The organism is Paenibacillus sp. RC334 (genome assembly GCF_030034735.1).
Lineage (GTDB): Bacteria > Bacillota > Bacilli > Paenibacillales > Paenibacillaceae > Paenibacillus > Paenibacillus terrae_A.
Map to the genome: position 1 here is coordinate 4,731,683 of NZ_CP125370.1, position 18,936 is coordinate 4,750,618.

Annotated in this window: 17 protein-coding genes; 6 read left to right on the top strand and 11 right to left on the bottom strand. The window is 46.0% G+C overall.

The window, feature by feature from the left end; translation table 11 throughout:
- Positions 1–37: 37 nt before the first annotated feature.
- Positions 38–559 (bottom strand): DUF948 domain-containing protein, encoded by a 522-nt coding sequence (locus tag QMK20_RS21890; RefSeq protein ID WP_283653293.1) that lies wholly within the window; start codon positions 557–559, stop codon positions 38–40.
- Positions 560–818: 259 nt separating this feature from the next.
- Between QMK20_RS21890 and QMK20_RS21895 the strand changes: the two genes are divergently transcribed.
- Positions 819–986: a DUF1328 domain-containing protein gene (locus QMK20_RS21895; protein ID WP_283653294.1), complete on the top strand. Its 168-nt coding sequence runs from the start codon at positions 819–821 to the stop codon at positions 984–986.
- A 140-nt stretch (positions 987–1,126) separates the two neighbouring features.
- Here QMK20_RS21895 and QMK20_RS21900 read toward each other — a convergent pair whose 3' ends face one another.
- Together QMK20_RS21900 and QMK20_RS21905 are read right to left on the bottom strand one after the other, a co-directional pair.
- Complete coding sequence (locus QMK20_RS21900) at positions 1,127–2,296, bottom strand: C40 family peptidase (protein ID WP_283653295.1); 1,170 nt, start codon at positions 2,294–2,296, stop codon at positions 1,127–1,129.
- Positions 2,297–2,487: 191 nt separating this feature from the next.
- Complete coding sequence (locus tag QMK20_RS21905) at positions 2,488–3,357, bottom strand: cation diffusion facilitator family transporter (RefSeq protein ID WP_283653296.1); 870 nt, start codon at positions 3,355–3,357, stop codon at positions 2,488–2,490.
- Between the two features lie 541 nt (positions 3,358–3,898).
- Between QMK20_RS21905 and QMK20_RS21910 the strand changes: the two genes are divergently transcribed.
- A complete protein-coding gene (locus QMK20_RS21910; RefSeq protein WP_283653297.1) occupies positions 3,899–4,084 on the top strand; it encodes a hypothetical protein in 186 nt (61 codons plus the stop codon).
- Positions 4,085–4,262: 178 nt separating this feature from the next.
- Here QMK20_RS21910 and QMK20_RS21915 read toward each other — a convergent pair whose 3' ends face one another.
- From QMK20_RS21915 to isdC, 8 genes are all read right to left on the bottom strand, one after another.
- Positions 4,263–5,891, bottom strand: a complete 1,629-nt coding sequence (locus tag QMK20_RS21915) for an ABC-F family ATP-binding cassette domain-containing protein (RefSeq protein WP_283653298.1) — start codon at positions 5,889–5,891, stop codon at positions 4,263–4,265.
- A gap of 258 nt (positions 5,892–6,149) precedes the next feature.
- Positions 6,150–6,953, bottom strand: coding sequence for an ABC transporter ATP-binding protein (locus tag QMK20_RS21920; RefSeq protein WP_283653299.1), 804 nt, complete (start codon positions 6,951–6,953; stop codon positions 6,150–6,152).
- Positions 6,943–7,926, bottom strand: coding sequence for a FecCD family ABC transporter permease (locus QMK20_RS21925; protein ID WP_283653300.1), 984 nt, complete (start codon positions 7,924–7,926; stop codon positions 6,943–6,945). The genes QMK20_RS21920 and QMK20_RS21925 overlap by 11 nt, the downstream gene beginning before the upstream one ends.
- A 14-nt stretch (positions 7,927–7,940) precedes the next feature.
- A complete protein-coding gene (gene isdE / locus QMK20_RS21930) occupies positions 7,941–8,876 on the bottom strand; it encodes a heme ABC transporter substrate-binding protein IsdE (RefSeq protein ID WP_283653301.1) in 936 nt (311 codons plus the stop codon).
- A gap of 158 nt (positions 8,877–9,034) precedes the next feature.
- Positions 9,035–13,717 (bottom strand): NEAT domain-containing protein, encoded by a 4,683-nt coding sequence (locus QMK20_RS21935; RefSeq protein WP_283653302.1) that lies wholly within the window; start codon positions 13,715–13,717, stop codon positions 9,035–9,037.
- Between the two features lie 93 nt (positions 13,718–13,810).
- Entirely contained in the window at positions 13,811–14,308 is a 498-nt protein-coding gene (locus QMK20_RS21940; RefSeq protein WP_283653303.1) for an NEAT domain-containing protein, read from the bottom strand.
- A 32-nt stretch (positions 14,309–14,340) separates the two neighbouring features.
- Positions 14,341–14,808: an NEAT domain-containing protein gene (locus QMK20_RS21945; protein ID WP_283653304.1), complete on the bottom strand. Its 468-nt coding sequence runs from the start codon at positions 14,806–14,808 to the stop codon at positions 14,341–14,343.
- Positions 14,809–14,879: 71 nt separating this feature from the next.
- Entirely contained in the window at positions 14,880–15,395 is a 516-nt protein-coding gene (isdC, locus tag QMK20_RS21950) for a heme uptake protein IsdC (protein WP_283653305.1), read from the bottom strand.
- 397 nt (positions 15,396–15,792) lie between these two features.
- Between isdC and QMK20_RS21955 the strand changes: the two genes are divergently transcribed.
- From QMK20_RS21955 to isdG, 4 genes are read left to right on the top strand one after another with little or no spacing between them, the layout of a single operon-like run.
- Positions 15,793–16,773 (top strand): ABC transporter substrate-binding protein, encoded by a 981-nt coding sequence (locus QMK20_RS21955; protein WP_283653306.1) that lies wholly within the window; start codon positions 15,793–15,795, stop codon positions 16,771–16,773.
- Positions 16,774–16,776: 3 nt separating this feature from the next.
- Positions 16,777–17,775 (top strand): FecCD family ABC transporter permease, encoded by a 999-nt coding sequence (locus tag QMK20_RS21960; RefSeq protein ID WP_283653307.1) that lies wholly within the window; start codon positions 16,777–16,779, stop codon positions 17,773–17,775.
- Positions 17,772–18,563 (top strand): ABC transporter ATP-binding protein, encoded by a 792-nt coding sequence (locus QMK20_RS21965; protein ID WP_134912656.1) that lies wholly within the window; start codon positions 17,772–17,774, stop codon positions 18,561–18,563. Before QMK20_RS21960 ends, QMK20_RS21965 begins: the two co-directional genes overlap by 4 nt.
- A 1-nt stretch (position 18,564) precedes the next feature.
- Positions 18,565–18,921: a heme oxygenase gene (gene isdG / locus QMK20_RS21970; protein WP_283653308.1), complete on the top strand. Its 357-nt coding sequence runs from the start codon at positions 18,565–18,567 to the stop codon at positions 18,919–18,921.
- Positions 18,922–18,936: the final 15 nt, after the last annotated feature.

Consider the following 18,936-nt stretch of genomic DNA (forward strand, 5'->3'; position numbering starts at 1 on the left):
CAATGAATTTCCTATAGTTTACGGTTCAGCCACTATGCTACTGACGCATTTTCTGCCACACCCCGGCAGCGATATCTACATAACCCAACCAGTTTTTGGCTGGCTTTGCTGCAGGCTCCTCGTAGGTCGCATTGTAGCTATGAACCGTCCGTTCCGTTGAAGTTTGTGGCCTGTTCGACGCAGCTGACTTAATCGCGGTTTCTGTACCGGTCTTTTTATCCACCGTATGATGCGGCTTCTGAAACCGGGTGATTAATGCCGCTGAAGCCTGCTTCGCAGCCAGAGTGACTTCGTTAAGCACCTCGCCCAAGTTTTTAACTGATTCCATTACAGGCTCCACCTGCTTCAATTTATGATCAACATCAGCGGTAATATCATTGGCATGTCGAACCGTTTGCTTTACTTCATAGCTCAGTTCATCTACCGTTTTTTGTACATCCTGGAGAGTCTGAGTTGCCTTTTCCAGAGAGCCTTGTGCTGCTTTAAGTGTTTTAATGAGGAAAATAACGAGAACTGCAAATGCGATAGCGATAATAAAAATACTGACCTGTGTTAACATGGCCTAACCTCTCTTTCGTTTTTCACGATGATGTTTATGATTACTGCATAGTTACCCCTTACATTCAGACACGAAACAACGTTGCAGCTTGCTTCCCCCCACTCCTGACGCTATGTTTCACGGATTCGGGCACGGTTTAAAACAACATATAACGATGGCAGAGCCACGAAAGATTCAAATGATTCAGCCGTCATTCGCAGCCACGCTCTACCGGCTGTGAGTATGCCACATTATATACAATTGAAGGAGGATGCAGAACATGCTGAAATGGCCCGCTTTATTTTTAGTTTTTGCCGTGATCGCCGGGATTTTAGGTTTTTTTGGTATCGTTGTATCCATAGCTGCTACAATCGCCAAAATATTGTTTGTGTTATTTCTGGTGTTGTTCGTCATTTCACTCTTTACCGGAAGAAGACGAGCGTCATAGGCGTAATAGAAGAAGTCTGAATCAAGTGTAGTGAAGATATATCATTATATAGCTTTAAAAATAGGATGTTCCCGCCCCAATTACAGGGTTGTGGAACATCCTATTTTTAATGCGGAATTTTTTTAAGGTTAATGATGCTTTTATTGGATTACGCTCCCCCCGAACAGGAAACGATCCTGCCAAGGCTTGCTGAAATCCGTAACTTTCACACCGCCACCCGCTACAGAAAACGTATGAAGAAGCTTGTTGTCTCCCAGATATACAGCTACGTGTGTAATCGTTTGGGAGGAATTGTCCAAGGACGTATACGCCCCGGAAGACGCATTGTAATTGGTAAAGAAAAGCAGATCGCCACGTTTCAGCGTGGTCATGTCTGTGTTTGGCTGACTATTCTGCTTGATCCACTCACCCTGTGAACGTGAATCCGCCGGAAGCTGAATACCTGCAGCCTGACGGAAAATTTGACGGGTAAATGCCGAGCAATCAAAAGTAGCCGTACTGTTACGATCCGAACCATATTCATACGGAGTACCGAGATAAGTCATCCCTGTGTTAATAACCTGTTCAATGGCAGCCACTGTGTCACCAGAAGGCAAGTTTATGGCTTCCGCAGGAGTTGCTACAGCAGGAATCGCGGTGGTGTCAGGAGCAGACGTCACCGGAGCAGCCACTGGCTGCTGCACAACAACGCCCTCGCCAATACGAATATACTGTGGGGACGAGCTGACATAGCCCACCGTGCCATCAGCATTGGTAATCTTGAACCAATAGGCGTTACTTGGATCTGTAATGGTGACGATATCTCCTGCATTCAAATAGCCCAAAACCTCGGATGAAGTGGATGCCTCCGCCCGCAAACGAACGGACGTTTGAATCGTAGCTTTCGTTTGACCGGCAGAACTATTCACTGAGGCTGGAGCCTCTTTGGCTGAACTGTTAGTTTTAAGCACTTCTTTGGCTTCCGGTTTACGGACGGCAGGCTCGGTGACAGCAGCAGCGACGCTGGTAGCGCCTACTTTTATGTACTTGTCGGAGCTGCTTGTGTATCCAGTTACCCCATCAGACGTCTTGATCTTATACCAATAGCTGTTTGTTTTCTCCAATACCGTTACGGCCTCTCCCTGCTTCATAAAGCTGACTACATCTCCCGTAGTCGAAGGGCCGGATCTAAGCTTTACAGCCGCCTGAATAACCGCCTTCTGTCCCGTAGATGCTGTCGATGCCGCTGCGTCAACCTGACCCGGCGCCACATGAATTGCTGCCAACAGCGCGGCTGACGTCATGAGCATTCCCATCACGCGTCTTCTCAATGTTGCACCTCCTGGCTGTTTTTACGAATTTGAAGAGCAAGTCCAATTCCGACGAATATAGCCGGACATGCTTTCATTATAGTAAAAGCAACAGGAAGAGAGATATAATCCAAACGTCACAAAAGGTAGCGCATACACCTTTTATACATAGGTCTAAAGTCATTTTTAACACTAATTATTAAATAAATAATCTATAATTTGGGTTCCACATGGACATGAACATGCATCGTATTATGAACCTCTTGCAGGCGTTCCTCAATCCGGTCGCTGATCCGATGTCCTTCAATCAGGCTGAGTTGCGGGTTCACCTCTATGACAACATCCACCAAAGCATGATTGCCGTGTACCCGCGCCTTGACATCACGAATCCCCTCCACACCAGGTATATGAGCAATCGTGCTGCGTAAGTCTGACAGCTCCTGCTCATCAAAACCATCCGTCAGGCTGTGTGTAGAGTCCTTGAAAATATCCCACGCCGTTTTACAGATAATAAATCCTACCGCTATAGCCGCAACCGTATCCAGCCATGGCAATCCAAACTGTGCCCCGATAATACCAACCGCTGCACCGATACTGACGAGCGCATCTGACAGGTTATCCTTGGCTGCCGCCAGTAACGCCTTGTTGTTAATTTTCCGCGCCAGTCTGTTGTTGTACATATATACTCCCAGCATAATGACCGCACATATTACCGCTACTCCTGCGGAAGTAACATCAGGCGTCTGCTTGCCGCCTCTGAAAATACTTCCGATCCCGTCAATAAGCACCTGAAGACCGACGACAGCCATAATAAAGGATGCCAGCAATGCCGCTATTGTTTCTGCCCGAAAATGTCCATAGGCGTGGTCGGAGTCCGGCGGTTTTTGAGATATTCGCAGCCCGATCAGTACGGCAACGGAAACCACAATATCGGTGACGTTGTTAAATCCATCGGCCAGCAACGCACTGGAAGCAAATATATATCCACTAATCAGCTTAAAAGCGGACAGAATAAGGTAGGCGATAATGCTCACCCATGCCCCTCGCTCACCTTTTCGTATTTCATCATACACATTCACCACAACGGGGGACACTCCTTCAAAATTAGAGTTCCCGACAGAACGTTCTCACCATAATAATCACGGGAAAACCGTAAAGTCAGGATAAACTTTTATACCATTCCATGCTGCGCCAACCAAAAATAAAAATAGCAGCGTAGCTGCCTGAAAATAAACCTTCGATCAAGCAGCTTAACTGCCCTATGCAATGGCCCTTTAAACAAGCAGCTTAGCTGCCCTGAAAATAACCATTTGCCGTTGGGTAACGGTTATTTTCAGGATAACAGACCATGTTTGTGTGGGTCTAGAGAAACAGTCTTTCCGCTCCGCATCGCTGTAGGAACAACGAAAAAGTATTGCCAAGCCCCATTCCTGTGGGGTATATAAAACTTTTTTTCCTTTATGCAAAAAATAGGCACCCCCTCTTCCGGCCCGCCCCGTCGTCATGTTATCATTGTTGCCCTTGTCCCATCTTTTAAAAACGTATAAAATGGGGACACAGCCGCGTTTTTCTTCAATCCAGCATGATTGACATGAATTTGGCGGCAACAGGAGGAATTTATTCATGAGCAATGCTAATGAACCACGTAAAGTTAATCTCGCAGATGCCATTCGGGAAAAGCTGGCACAAAAAAAACAGCAGTCCGGCGCTTCACAGCAGGGCGGCTTTCAAGGCGGTTCCGCCAAAACACTGAAAAGCCAAAATACGAAGAAGCCGAACAACCAACGCCGTCGTACAGGCGGATCATAAGCCAACCCATTAGGCTATACCGCATCGGACTCAGGCAGAATTATCTTCGCCCTGTAGCCCTGACGGTGTGAGCCATTGGTAATGGCGCAAACGAAAAAGAGGAGTCTCCGCCGCCATCATAAATGGCCTGAAGGAGCTCCTCTTTTTTATTTATCGATTTACTGAAGGTTAGCTGGTTTTAGACGATTTCTACCGGATACATACTTTCACGCAATTTCGTGATTTCATCGTTTTCCAAGTATTCATCATAGCTCATCGTACGGTCGATTACACCGTTCGGCGTAATTTCCACGATGCGGTTTGCAATAGTTTGAATGAACTGATGGTCATGCGATGTGAATAATAGGGTACCGTCAAAGTCGATCAGACCATTGTTCAGCGCTGTAATGGATTCCAGATCCAAGTGATTGGTCGGTTCATCCAGCAGCAGCACATTGGCGCCATTCAGCATCATCTTGGCCAGCATACAGCGAACCTTCTCGCCCCCGGACAGCACGCTTGCTTTCTTGAGCGCTTCTTCACCTGAGAAGAGCATACGCCCCAGGAACCCACGCAGGAACGTTTCGTCCTGGTCCTTGGAATATTGGCGCAGCCATTCCACGAGATTCATATCCACACCTTCAAAATAGGTAGAATTGTCTTTCGGGAAATAAGCCTGAGTAGTCGTAATCCCCCAAGAGAATTCACCGCTGTCCGCTTCGGTTTCGTTCATCAATACCTGAAAGAGCGTTGATTTAGGCAAGCCGTTCGGGCCAACAAACGCGATTTTATCGCCTTTGTTCACAACCAGGCTGAACTCATTCAGCACTTGCTCGCCTTCAATGGATTTGCTGAGACGGTCTACCGTCAACAGCTGTTTGCCCGCTTCGCGTTCAGGCTTGAAGTTCAGGAACGGATATTTACGGTTCGACGGACGAATATCGTCCAGCGTAATTTTATCCAGTTGTTTTTTACGTGAAGTAGCCTGTTTGGACTTGGAAGCATTCGCAGAAAAGCGCTGAATAAAGGCTTGCAGTTCCTTGATTTTCTCTTCCTTTTTCTTGTTGGCATCACGAGTCAAGGCAAGCGCAAGCTGGCTGGACTCATACCAGAAGTCGTAGTTGCCGACGTACATCTGGATTTTGCCAAAATCAATATCCGCAATATGCGTACATACCTTGTTCAGGAAGTGACGATCATGGGATACGACGATGACGGTGCCTTCATAGTCCATCAAGAAATTTTCCAGCCATTGAATGGATTCGAGGTCCAAATGGTTGGTAGGCTCATCGAGCAGCAAGTTGTTCGGACGACCAAACAACGCTTGAGCCAGGAGAACACGTACCTTGTCATTACCGCTCAGCTCAGACATGTTCTTGTCATGCAGGTCGCGCGTAATCCCAAGACCGATCAGCAATGAAGCCGCATCCGGCTCGGCATCCCATCCGTTCAGCTCCGCAAATTCACCTTCAAGCTCGCCGGCACGCAGGCCGTCTGCCTCTGTGAATTCTGATTTAGCATACAGCGAATCTTTCTCCTTCATGATTTCATACAGACGCGTATGACCCATAATAACGGTTTCCAGAACCGGGAATTCATCGTATTCGTAATGGTTCTGCTTGAGCACTGCCATCCGTTCGCCCGGTGTCATGTGAACCTCGCCTGAATTGGCTTCAATTTCACCGGAAAGAATTTTCAAAAAGGTAGATTTGCCCGCGCCATTTGCCCCAATCAGGCCGTAGCAGTTCCCAGGAGTAAATTTGATATTTACGTCTTCAAAAAGTGGGCGTTTACCATAACGAAGCGTTACGCCGCTTGTACTGATCATATGAGCATACCATCCTTATCATTAGTAAAGTGCTAATCACAAAATTACCGACGGCAATAGTATAACACACAACGGATCGGAATCGAACCGTGTGTCAACCGAACAACCCTGAAACCTCCGTCGATATTCTAAAAATAAAATAAAAAATGCTTCCGTCCCCACGATTGTCCCCTGACAAAAACGCGGGCCAGAACCATTTTTTCTTGTTTCCAAATTCGATGCCACCAGGAGACAGACGAGCCATTCAGTAGGCAGTATCTACACTCCCTGTGCTTGTAAATGTACGGAAGCTCCCACACCTATCGGAATAAGATACATTCCCGCCTCAGCGTCATGTCTTACGACTACTTCCACGCCGTATACTGCCTGAATCATATCGGATGTGACGACCTTAGCGGGCGGACCGTTCGTTATAATGCGTCCTTCCTTCATGGCAATCATAACGTCGCTATAACGAATAGCCTGATTGATATCATGCAGCACCATTACGATCGTCAGGCCGTATTCCTGATTTAACTGCCGGATGAGTTCCAAAATTTCAAGCTGGTAGTACATATCCAGATAGGTGGTCGGCTCATCCAAAAATAAAATCGGTGTCCGTTGTGCCAAGGCCATTGCAATCCATACACGCTGCCTTTCTCCCCCGGATAGCTGGTCCAGCGTGCGTGTTCTGCGTTCCTCCAGATTCGTACAGGCTATCGCCCATTCGACCGCCTGCTCGTCCTCGTCACGTCTGGCTGTGAACATGTTCTTATGCGGGAGTCTTCCGAAGCTGACGAGCTTTTCTACGGTCAAGTCAGAGGGTGCCTCATTCTGCTGATGAACTACCGCCAGTTGACGGGCTAGTTCCTTGGGCTTGTAGTGGGCAATCTCTTTACCGTCCAAAATCACTTGACCCAGGCGGGGAGCCGCATTGTTCGACATGACGCTAAGCAGCGTCGATTTGCCACAGCCGTTGGGACCAATGATGGTTGTAATCCGTCCCGGCTCAATGACAGCATTGATGGCGTGAAGACGATCCGTTTTCCGGTCATATGAAAAGGTAATATCCTTAATGTCCATAAGTGCGATCCGCCTTTCTGATCAGGAATATCAGGAACGGCCCGCCAATGACGGCCATAATAATGGAAGCCGGAATTTCATTGGGAGCAAGCACCGTCCGGCCCAGTGTATCCGCAAGCAGTAGCAACAAACCGCCGCACAAGGCGGAGAACGGAATCAGCCACTTGTGATCCGAACCAACCAAGTAGCGGGCACAATGCGGAACGAGCAGGCCGATAAAGGCAATAACTCCAGCAATGGCTGTAGCCGTTGCTGCAAGCAGCACAGCAATAACGGAGATCAAAAGCCGCGCACGCGTCACATTGAACCCCAGATTTTTAGCTGTTTTATCTTGCAGAGACAAAAAATTGCACCAGGAAAACACGAGCATGGCTAAAATCAGCCCAATCCCGCCATAGGTCACAATAACCTCGACATCAACCCATTTTTTCATGGACAAGGTTGAGGTTGTAACCTGATTAATGCTGGTGACCGCGTAACTGCCCCGATAGTTAAACGACTGCCCGAGACCCGAAAAAATCGCATTCACAGCGACTCCGATCAAGATCAGACGAATCGGATGCAGGCCGGATTTCCATGAAAATCCGTAAACCATGAGACAGGCCAACGCACCACCGATAAAAGAAAAGAAGGGCATCCAGAAATAGAGTGCCGGAAAGATCGTAACCGCAATCAGCGAAACCAAAGCTGCCCCCGAAGAAATACCGATAACCCCGGCATCAGCCAGCGGGTTTTTCATCACGGCTTGCAGTAAAACACCCGCCACCGCAAGCGTGGCTCCCGCCATCACGGCTACGATAATTCTCGGTAGTCTCAAATCCTTGACCACATTCACCTGATCATCCGTACCTGTCCACAATCCGGTCACCAATTGACTCAAATTCACCTTGAGACTGCCTGTCATCGCTGAATAGAGAATGACGCCGATGAGCAAGGCGATTACAACGATAAAGCTCCAACCTTTTTTCGACATGTCATCAGCTTCCTTTAATTCGAAGGATACAACATTTTCACTAGCTCATCCAGCGCCGAGTTTACCGCCAAATTTCCTGTTGTTCCAAACAGCGGCTCTGGCAGATCATAGACGTGTCCGTTTTTCACAGCGTTAAAATGTTTCCAAATATCGTTAGTTTTGAACTCTTCGTCGAACATTTTGACCACTTCATCTGGCATCCCGTGTGCAGCACGCAAGATAATATCCGGATTGGACTGTTGCAAGGCTTCTGTATTGTGGGCAATAAATTCAACCTTCTCACCTTGGACTACGTTCGTCCCATCTGCAATTTTAACCAGATCCCCGATATAGGAATGCTCGGTAGCCACCAGATAGCTTCCCGGTACCCCCAGCAAGATCAATACTTTAGGGGATTTCTTCCCTTTGATCTTTTGTTGAATCTCGGCTACTTTAGCGTCCAAAGCTCCATTAATCTCCTTTGCCTTTTCGGCTTTGCCGAACGTATCTCCCAGCTTTTGAATTTCTTTTTGCATATTCGCTAGACTTTCAAAATTCAAAAATTCGGCATTGATTTTCAAATCTTTAAATTTAGGCTCCAGATCATATTTTAGTGTCGTAACCGACAGTACGTCCGTCGGCTTCAACGACATCACCTTTTCCATATCAGGACTCATCGGATTACCCACATCAGGTACATCCTTGTAACGGTCAGGCAGTACTTTCATGCTTGTCGGCTTGCCTGCCAAATCCAGGCCCAGCGCATCCGTAATTTCTGCAATGGCTACCGTTGTAGCCACAATACGCGGCTGTGTTTTATCACCGGACGTTGCTGCTGATTTTGCGCCTTCATTATCGTTCTGTCCAGCCGCTGCTCCTCCCGAGCATCCGGCGAGCAACAAAAACACCAGACCCATCAACATATAAAAGCAGAACGATTTCCCTTGTACCAACGCTGTATATCGTTTCATGAAAGCCAAATCACCTCAATTCAAAATATAGAAGCTGCATGAGCCTCAACTTTTCGGGTAATGAAATGCTGACAAGTCTTGATGCCAGGGCACCAAGACTTGCTTGCATACAAGCTATTCTGTTATTTGAGCAGGTTTGATGCTACTGCGACCTGATGTTATTTTGCTTTCAGACTCGCTTCATCAAACTGGAATTGAACTGTATACCAGTGATCATATGGCACACCGCCAAGAACTAAACCAGGTACAATGACGTGTGTGTAGGCACTGATTTTCTGAGACAAGTCCCCTGCTTCAAATTGAACGACACGCGTATCGCCAGATGTCGAGATAACTTCTACATCTTTCAGGCTACCATTCTGCTCCACTTGTAGAACAGGCATCCAGGAGCTATTCTTCAAAGTGACTTGAATATAACGCTTGTCTCCCTTTTCAATCAATGTAGCAGGCTTGTCGAGGTATCCATCCATGACGGAAGCTTCGCTTGTTTTATCTTTAAATACGTTGTAATTGATCGTGTATTGCTTCTCGGAAGTGACTGTTTGAGCTGGTTGCTCAACTACAGGTTTCGTTTCAGCCACAGGTGTTGGCGTTTCTGCTGTCCGCTCAGTAGCTGGTGCGGTTGTAGCTGCATTGAGTCCCTCACCTTTAAGCGATGCACGGTCAAATTGAATTTGTCCGCCGAACTTCTCATTCAAAATAAATTTCTCAGGCAAGTATACCTGTGTGTACACGCTCAGCTTTTTGTCCAGATCAGGCACTTCAAAAGCGATGGTGCGCGTGTCACCTTTCGTGTTGGAACCAACAACGGTTGGATTGGCATAACGGCCTTCAAAGTCCGTTTGGAACAACTTCAAAGCCTGATTGTCCGTAACGGTTAGATGTGCTTGCACTTTGCCATTCTTCACAACCAGCTTCGCCAGACTCTGTACAAAAGGAGCCACAAGAGAATCCTTGTCCGTTCCATTCGCCAGCACACGGAAGTTCGCTGTGTACTCTCCATCGGCTAAATTGCTTTTCCCTTGTTCAACTTCGCCTGTCTTTTTATCGTTGTAATACGTTACATCGCTAGTATTGAATTTGAATTCAAAATCATATACCTTCTCCACACGATCCTCAGCCTTGAAGACCATCGGAGCAGCACTCGCTACCTTCGGAGCTTCGTAAACAACCAGTTGGCCTTTTACGTTGTTCTTAAAGTCGCTCACGCTAAAACGAACGTTCTTTGTATTACTTGCTGCATCTTCCTGGGTCACTTCTGCGTCTTTGTAGCCTCCGCTTGCGTTATCCCAAATGCGCAATGCCTTCACTTCATTACCGTTTTGCAGCTTCAGACCTACAAACCGTTTGTCGCCTTCCACGACCAATTGCGCTGGTTCATTGGCAATAAAGCGTTGAGCCGGAGAATTCTCTCCTGTTGTTCTATCCGCTAAAACAATACTGAATTTCAAAATATATTTACCATTGGCGAGCTTGTCAAAATCCAATTTAACGATTGGATCTGCCGCTCCTGTAGAGGACGGTTCGACAAAGCTGCGAATGGTAGCAGGCTCGAATTGATACTGCACGTCGTATACGTGGTCATAAGGGATGCCACCCAAATCCAGACCCGGTACAATGACATGTGTATTAACCATAACTTTATCCGATAGATCTGCGACTTCAAATTGGACGGTTCTTGTATTTGCAGAGGTCGATTGATCAATAACCTGAGCCTCTGCACCGTTTACCTTGAACGTTTTAATCCAGCTGCTCTTGTCCATTTTGATCTGGATCAAATTTTTGCCGGATTGCTTCAACAGAGTGGCTGGTTTTTGCATATAGCCATCCATTACAGATATTTCATTGCTTCCGTTTTTGAGCACAGAGAAATCAATGCTATATTTGCCGTTCTCAGTCCCAGGAGTTGTACCCCCATCCGTTCCTTTAACCGCAATGCTGCTACGGTCGAATTGAAGACGAATCTTATGGTCCATCTCATAAACTGTTCCGTTATAGCTCGTACTTACGTGGACCTGTGCATTCAGAATAGCGTCCAAGTCTGCCACTTTAAACTTTACAACACGAGTGTCGGCTTTCTTGTCCACACTTACGACATCTGCATCCGTCAACGTTCCGTTTTGTTCCGTTTTAAACTCCGTCACAGTGGCGCTGTCTTTGATCGTAAAGGAAGCTTCATACTTACCCTTTGATACCGTCAACGTTGCTGGAGACAACAAATATTGCGCCATTGCTGATTTTTGATCTTTCGTTGCATGCAATGCATCGAAGTTGATTGAATAAGTTCCATCAGCTAAGGCCTTTCCGGGCGTACCTGGCGTTCCAGGGTCAACCGGGGTTGTTGCCGCTCCTAACTGGAGATCAACATCATAGGTATTTACATAGTTCAATTCAGGCCAGTTGATGCTTACCCATGCGTTCAGCTTGGCAGGCACTTCTTTAACCTCGAATTCAATAACACGTGTATTGGCCGTTTTGTCTTCGCTTACTACGATTGCGTTGGTCAACACTCCGTTTTGTTCTACTTTGAAGCCATCAATTTGCTTGCTGTTTTTCAAAGTGAACTGTACATATTTCTTGCCACTACGTTCAACCAGAGTACCTGGTTTTTCCGTATATCCATCCATCATGGACTTTTCACTTGAACCGTCTTTTAACAGCGTGAAGTCCAGATTTGATGTTACCGGATTTGATCCATTGTCCGTTCCCGGCAGGCTACTTTTGTCAAATTTAAGGCGGATATTATGATCCATTTCATACGGAGTTCCATTAAAACTCGTGCTGATATGCACTTGTGCATTCAAAACGGCATCCAAATCGGCTACTTTGAATTTCACTACGCGAGTATTCGCTGCTTTATCCTCACTCACAATACCCGTGTCCGTCAAAGTTCCATTTTGTTCCGTTTTCAGCTTCGTTACTGTAGTGCTGTCTTTAACAGTAAAGGAAGCTTCATACTGACCCTTTTGCACCGTCAATGTTGCAGGAGACACCAGGTATCTTGCCATCGAAGATGCTTCTTCCTTGGTTGCATGAAGCGTATCGAACTTAATCGAATACGTTCCATCGGCCAAGCCTGATGAGGTTGCAGAACTTAATTGAAGATCCACATTATACGTCTGCACGTAGTTCAATTCAGGCCAATTGATGCTAACCCATGCATTCAGCTTGGCTGGCACTTCTTTGACTTCAAATTCAACAACGCGGGTGTTAGCAGTTTTGTCCTCACTTACCGTGGTAACATCCGCTAATACTCCCTTTTGTTCTACTTTAAAGCCATCAATTTGCTTGCTGTTTTTCAAAGTGAACTGTACATATTTCTTGCCACTACGTTCAACCAGAGTACCTGGTTTTTCCGTATATCCATCCATCATCGACTTTTCATCTGTTCCATCCTTCAAAAGGGTGAAGTTCAAATTAGAACTCGTTACTGAAGGAGATGTACCCGTTTCAGTAATGCTACTCTTGTCGAACTGGAGACGGATCTTATGATCCATTTCATACACAGTTCCTTGAAAACTTGTGCTTACATGTACTTGTGCATTCAGAATAGCGTCCAAATCCGCTACCTTGAATTTCACAATGCGAGTATTGGCTGTCTTGTCCTCACTTACAATATCTGCATCCGTTAGCGTTCCGTTTTGCTCTGTTTTGAACTCCGTCACTGTCGTGCTGTCTTTAATGGTGAAGGAAGCCTCATATTGACCCTTCGTTACCGTCAAAGTCGCCGGAGACATCAGATATTGCGCCATTGACGAAGCTTGATCCTTGGTAGCATGCAGAGTATTGAAGTTAATGGAGTATATTCCATCTGCCAAGGTGGATGGTGACTGTACCGCAGCCAACTGAAGGTCTACATTGTAGGTGCCTACATAGTTTACCTCCGGCCAGTTGATACTTACCCATGCGTTCAACTTGGCAGGCAGTTCCTGGACTTCAAATTCAATCATTCGTGTATTCACAGTTTGATCTTCACTTACTACGGAAGTGTCCGTTAACACCCCATTTTGTTCTACCTTGAAGCCATCAATCTGCTTACTGTTTTTCAATGTAAATTGGGCATATTGTTTACCGTTGCGTTTTATCAGAGCACCCGGTTTCTCCGTATACCCATCCATCGTAGACTTTTCATCTGTTCCATCCTTCAAAAGGATGAAATCCAAATCGGATAGCTTTTCTCCTCCACCAGGAGGCGTTACCGGTGGTGTTACTGGTGGAACAGTTGGATTCTCCGTTGAGTTTTTAAGTCTCAGACTGGAAGGATCAAACTCAATCCATTCCTTCACCGAATAGTCAGGATCAGTATCTACATACCATGGAGAACTGCTATTAAATCCAAACTCCGTATTTACATTTTGATGAAAATCATAAACATCGAAACTTACAGTTCCCGAAGTTTTTCCGGAATCTACTTCTATTTTTGCGGGAACCGTTTCCCCGTTTTGTTCTACCAGAAATTTCGAAAGACCTTGAGCTTCCGCAAACTTAAATGAAAAATGATATTTTCCATCTTGGATTGTCAAATCCCCAGGGAAGGTATAGTTCGTTTTAAAACTCGAATCCCGAGTACTTCCAGTAGAGGTCTTTCTTAAAGGCTTGTAGTCGATAAGATATTCCCCATTAGCATAGGTAGCCGTTGTGGCATTAGCAGGTTCGGTATATGTGCCAGGTGCTTCCTCATAGGTAGCATAGGTTGCACTAGTTACTGTAGTGCTGGAGCTAGACTGATTAGTTTGAGATGACTCATCCTCAGACGCCGCCAGTACATACGGGGAAAATAAAGAAAACAACATTATAATAGCGGCAAATGTCGTAAAATATTTGTTGAATCGGCTTTTCAAAGTGATGTATCCCCCTACTTAAAATATACTCATTTGGAGCTTTGAAACTCCAAATGAGTATTCAGTTCAAATCAATATTTTTACAAAAAAACCTTAAATATCGCTGTCGTCAAATTGGAATTGAACCACATAATCATGATCGTATGGAATACCACCAGTGTATTCTTCAGGCACACTTACATGCAGTTTAACGTTCAATTTTTGGGACGAGCTACTGACAGGGAACTCTACTATTCTTGTATCTCCTGATGTGCTTACCACAGTCGCATTCACATATTGACCATTTTGTTGCGTTTTGAATTCAGTGACCCAAGCACTTTTGGTAATAGCTACTCTCACTTTATTTTGACCATTCGTAACAATTAGAGTGGCTGGTTTTTTTACATAACCATTGGTATCCATGTAGGATTTTTCAGTGGTTCCATCTTTATAAATCGTATAAGGTAACTGATACGTACCGTTAGGCAAAGCCGCATGTGCTTGATTGGAAGAAAACGGAGCTAGTACCACAAAAACAAGCGCAGCCATCAATACAGTAAGCATCACTTTTTTTAAAGACAATTTTTCCATACGGTTCATGATCATGTTCATGTTCTCAGTCTCCTTTTACGTTGTATTTTGGATTAGATTTCGTCGAATTGCAGTTGTACGTCATACTTGCCTGTATAGCCAATGACTGGAATGGTGATTTCAGCATAAGCGTTGACTTTAGCATTCAGGTCAGCAACTTCGAATTCTACTACACGAGTGTTGTTGGCAGTATCTGTACTTACCACAGTCGCGTCTTGCAGTACGCCATTTTGTTCCACTTTGAACGTTGTGATCAGATTGCTGCTTTTCACGGTCAAACGCACAACATTTTTGCCATTAGCTACGATAACCTGAGCTGGTTTCGTCAAATAGCTGTCCAGACGGGAGGTTTCATTCGTTTGATCTTTCAGAACAGAATAGTTGACTGCATACGTGCCATCGGCTGCTGCCGCTTTAGCTGAGAATGGAGCAATAACTGCAAAAACAAGCGCTGTCATGATCAATGCTACGAGTACCTTTTTGAAAGAAAACTGTTCAAAGCGATTCATTACCATATTCATATCTACACACACTCCTCCATTTTTTATGCTTGAATTTATGTTGATTTCATGAACGATAAGATTGCTTGAATTTACTTCTTAGAAGATTTGGTTGATTTCGTTGATTGGACAGCTGCTACTTTTTTGACACTTTTGGAATCAAAAGCGAAGCGAATGGTATAGTCATGATCATAGTTATACGCAGGGACGGTAACATGAATTTTTGAAATTAGCGGGCTGTTCACAGTTGTTATTGGAAATTGTACAGTGCGGGTATCAGTTTTGGCATCCTTATGAATGACCTTTGTGTCGATGATTTTGCCTTTGTAATCCACTTTAAACCCGGTTGTCCATTCGCTGTGATTCAGCTTGATTTGCATGGTCATTTGGCCTTTTTTCACATACAACTTGGCTGGCTTCTCAAAATAATCATTAGCCATGGATACAGAATCGTTTTCGGCCTTGAGAATATCGTATTTAAGCGTGTATGTACCATCCGCCAATTTTGTAGAAGCCGTAGCGGCTACCACAGATGATGAAGTTGGCCAAAAGCTCAGCACACTGACCAGCAGAAACACAGCAATCATTGCAGAATAACCCTTCCTCATTTTGACAGCAGTCCCTCCCCACGAGAATATAAGTAATTGATTATCATTCTCAATTGAATTTTTAAAAAAATAGCTCTTCTTGAGCTGTTCCTCCCCACCTTCCCATCCAGAAATTCGCAAAACCAAGTGAACCCATCACCAATATATCTTACACTTTTCGAATATGTCAATATGTATTTGCGTGTATATAAGCCCTTGATATATGCTATTTTTTAAGAAAAATTTAGGACACCTTCCTCTATACCAAGAATCCCCTCCTCTCCATTTCAGTAAAAAAATTATTTAAAATTTTGGTTTTTTCAATTGACAATTCCTATTGATATTCATTATCATTCTCTTATACATAAATGAAAATGATTATCATTATTGTTTAACTTAAAATTGCAGGAGGAATGACATGAAATCTTATGTGTTGTGGTCATCCGCAGCGCTTTTATTGGCAGTTACCGGATGTAGTAATGGTACTCCGGCCGCAGATCACAAACCAACCACTGCATCTGTATCTGCCACTTCCGGCACAACAAGCGATGCGGCGATTCAGGTTACTGATTTTTCAAAACGGACGTTGGCGTTCCAAGGTGTCCCTCAACATATCATTGCACTCAGCAATGGCGATCTGGATATCATATATGCTTTGGGCGGGACAGCCGTTGGCAGACCCAACTCGAATGGACCTTCCGTCGTGCCTGCTGCTGAAAACGTTCAACAAGTAGGCTCTACTCATGAAGTCGATCTGGAGAAAATTACGATGCTCAAACCGAATGTCGTATTAGGCAATTACCCTATGAATGAGAAGGACATTCCAGCTATTGAAGGTGTCGGTTCACAGCTGCTGCTGACAGGGGCCAATTCAGTCAAAGATATTCAGTCGCAAATTACACTCTTCGGACAATTACTGCAAAAGCAGACTCAGGCCGTGAAGCTGAATCAGCAAATTGACCAACAGGTAGCCACATTACAAAAGGAAACAGCCTCAACCTCCAAACCTAAAGTGCTGCTTGTTTACGGAGCCCCGGCCACATATATGGCGGCATTGCCGAATTCATTAGGCGGAAATATTCTGGAAATGGCTGGCGGTGCCAATATTGCCGCTGATTTTCCGGGCCTGCAAAATTTCCCGCAATACGCGCAGCTAAACACGGAACGCATCGTACAGGCCGACCCTGACTACATCCTGATTATGACCCACGGCAATACGGAAGAGGTCAAAGCCGCATTTATCAAGGAAATGCAGGAAAATGCAGCCTGGAGCGGAATCAAGGCGGTCAAAAACAATCAGGTCGAGGTATTACCCTCCGATCTGTTCGGAACAAATCCGGGCACACGGGTTACTGAGGCACTGGATTTGATGCACCAAAAGCTGTATCCGGCGAAATAAGCGATGAACAAACTACAACGCGCCAGAAGACGCACCATCGCCTGGATTACGCTTCCGATCTTGCTGTTAGCTGTATCCGTGTACGGCCTGGCTTACGGATCGGTGTCGATTCCACTACGAGAAATCAATCAGGTTTTGCTACATAATGATGACTCCACCTATCGCACGATCCTAATGGATCTCCGGCTGCCCAGAGTATTAGTGGGTCTGCTCGTAGGAGCCTGTCTGGCAGCTGCGGGAGCACTTCTTCAGGGAGTCATGAAAAATCCACTGGCTGATCCCGGCATTATTGGTGTATCGGCTGGTGGCGGACTCGCTGCGGTCATCACGATGGTCATGCTTCCACAGCTTAGCTACCTTCTTCCGGTAACTGCCTTTTTGGGAGCCTTCCTGACTGCCGTTGCAATTTACCTGCTGGCTTGGGATCGGGGAGCCTCTCCCGTCAAAATCGTATTAGCGGGTGTTGCGATCAACGCACTGCTGGGCGCGGTCATGAACGGCGTGATGGTCATGTACAGCGACCGCGTGCAAGCGGTTCTCCCTTGGCTATCCGGCGGATTGAACGGACGAAGCTGGCATCATCTGGAGTTCATGGCGCCTTACGCCATCATTGGCTTAATCGCCTCCCTGTTTGCGATCAAGCCTGCCAATTTGCTGCTACTGGGCGACGATTCAGCGCAACTGCTCGGACAGCGTGTAGAGCTTCAGCGGCTGCTCATTATTTTGCTCTCTGCCCTGCTCGCCGGTACGGCGGTCAGCGTAGCGGGGCTGATCGGTTTTGTAGGACTGGTCGTTCCTCATGTTATCCGCCTGCTGATCGGGGAGGATTATCGCTTCCTCCTTCCCCTTTCCATTCTGGGCGGCGGGACACTGGTCGTACTGGCGGATACGGTGGCACGGTCCTGGTTTGATCCGATTGAACTGCCTGTAGGTATTTTGCTAGCCGTCATCGGAGCGCCGTTCTTTTTAATCCTGCTCAAGAAACGGGGGAATTTCGGATGACAGCCATTCAGGGTGAGCATATCTCCTTGCAGCGCGGGTATTTCAAGCTGGACGATGTAAATATCACCTTGCCCGCCGGACAGCTCACCGCGATTGTCGGGCCCAACGGTTCGGGCAAATCCACGCTTTTACGGATCATTACCCGGCTGCTCAAGCAGGATCAGGGGCAGGTTTCCGTACTGGGCAAGCCCGTGCAGGAGTACAAGCGGCGTGATTTTGCCCAGACGATTACCATGCTGCCGCAAATGAAGGATATGCTGCCTTTATTAACAGTTCGTGAGCTGGTCGCTTACGGAAGATCCCCTCATGCCAAAGGCTTGAGGACACGGCATACCGGACAGGATCAGCATATTGTGGACCATGTCATGGAAATCACAGGCATGAAGCCCTATGCGGATCGGATGTTCCATACTCTATCGGGAGGTGAACAACAAAAAGCGCGAATTGCAATGGCTTTGGCCCAACAAACGGGCATTCTTTTGCTCGATGAACCTACCACTTTTCTGGATATCGCCCATCAATTTGAGGTTATGGATATGCTGAGGCGTATCAATCACGAGTCCGGCTTAACGATTGTTATGGTACTGCATGATTTACAGCAAGCTGCGGCCTATTGTCATCATATGATTGCGCTTAAAAGGGGACGAATTGCCATGGCTGGCGAACCCCGTCAGATTTTGACGTCTGCTTTTCTTCGCGACATTTATGAAATGAACGCTACTATCAAATTTGAGGATGGCTATCCGGTCATTATACCGACCATACCACATCATTCAGGAGGAATTTAATATGATTATTGTTACAAACACATCTAAAATCACCCCGGGCAATGCCCACCTGCTCATCGAACGCTTTAACAAAGAAGGCAAAGTGGAGAAAATGGAAGGCTTCCTCGGTCTGGAAGTACTGCTCACTGAAAACACAAAAGATTATGAGGAAGTAACGATTAGCACACGTTGGAAGGAAAAAGAGAACTTCCAAGGCTGGACCAAAAGCGAAGCTTTCCGTGAATCACACAGCCACCGCCAAATTCCGGACTATATTTTAGAAAATAAAATTACGTTTTATGAAGTCAAAATCGTGCGGCATCCCATTACCAACACCGATTCCGATTCCTTTCTGGTGAACGATACCGAAGCGGTTTAATCCTGTAACACAGCG

Excerpts from the sequence above, each read along its gene's own strand:
- QMK20_RS21890 (WP_283653293.1), bottom strand. The coding sequence starts at position 559 with ATGTTAACACAGGTCAGTATTTTTATTATCGCTATCGCATTTGCAGTT.
- QMK20_RS21895 (WP_283653294.1), top strand. The coding sequence starts at position 819 with ATGCTGAAATGGCCCGCTTTATTTTTAGTTTTTGCCGTGATCGCCGGG.
- QMK20_RS21910 (WP_283653297.1), top strand. The coding sequence starts at position 3,899 with ATGAGCAATGCTAATGAACCACGTAAAGTTAATCTCGCAGATGCCATT.
- QMK20_RS21915 (WP_283653298.1), bottom strand. The coding sequence starts at position 5,891 with ATGATCAGTACAAGCGGCGTAACGCTTCGTTATGGTAAACGCCCACTT.
- QMK20_RS21920 (WP_283653299.1), bottom strand. The coding sequence starts at position 6,953 with ATGGACATTAAGGATATTACCTTTTCATATGACCGGAAAACGGATCGT.
- QMK20_RS21925 (WP_283653300.1), bottom strand. The coding sequence starts at position 7,926 with ATGTCGAAAAAAGGTTGGAGCTTTATCGTTGTAATCGCCTTGCTCATC.
- isdE (WP_283653301.1), bottom strand. The coding sequence starts at position 8,876 with ATGAAACGATATACAGCGTTGGTACAAGGGAAATCGTTCTGCTTTTAT.
- QMK20_RS21940 (WP_283653303.1), bottom strand. The coding sequence starts at position 14,308 with ATGAACATGATCATGAACCGTATGGAAAAATTGTCTTTAAAAAAAGTG.
- QMK20_RS21945 (WP_283653304.1), bottom strand. The coding sequence starts at position 14,808 with ATGAATATGGTAATGAATCGCTTTGAACAGTTTTCTTTCAAAAAGGTA.
- isdC (WP_283653305.1), bottom strand. The coding sequence starts at position 15,395 with ATGAGGAAGGGTTATTCTGCAATGATTGCTGTGTTTCTGCTGGTCAGT.
- QMK20_RS21955 (WP_283653306.1), top strand. The coding sequence starts at position 15,793 with ATGAAATCTTATGTGTTGTGGTCATCCGCAGCGCTTTTATTGGCAGTT.
- QMK20_RS21960 (WP_283653307.1), top strand. The coding sequence starts at position 16,777 with ATGAACAAACTACAACGCGCCAGAAGACGCACCATCGCCTGGATTACG.
- QMK20_RS21965 (WP_134912656.1), top strand. The coding sequence starts at position 17,772 with ATGACAGCCATTCAGGGTGAGCATATCTCCTTGCAGCGCGGGTATTTC.
- isdG (WP_283653308.1), top strand. The coding sequence starts at position 18,565 with ATGATTATTGTTACAAACACATCTAAAATCACCCCGGGCAATGCCCAC.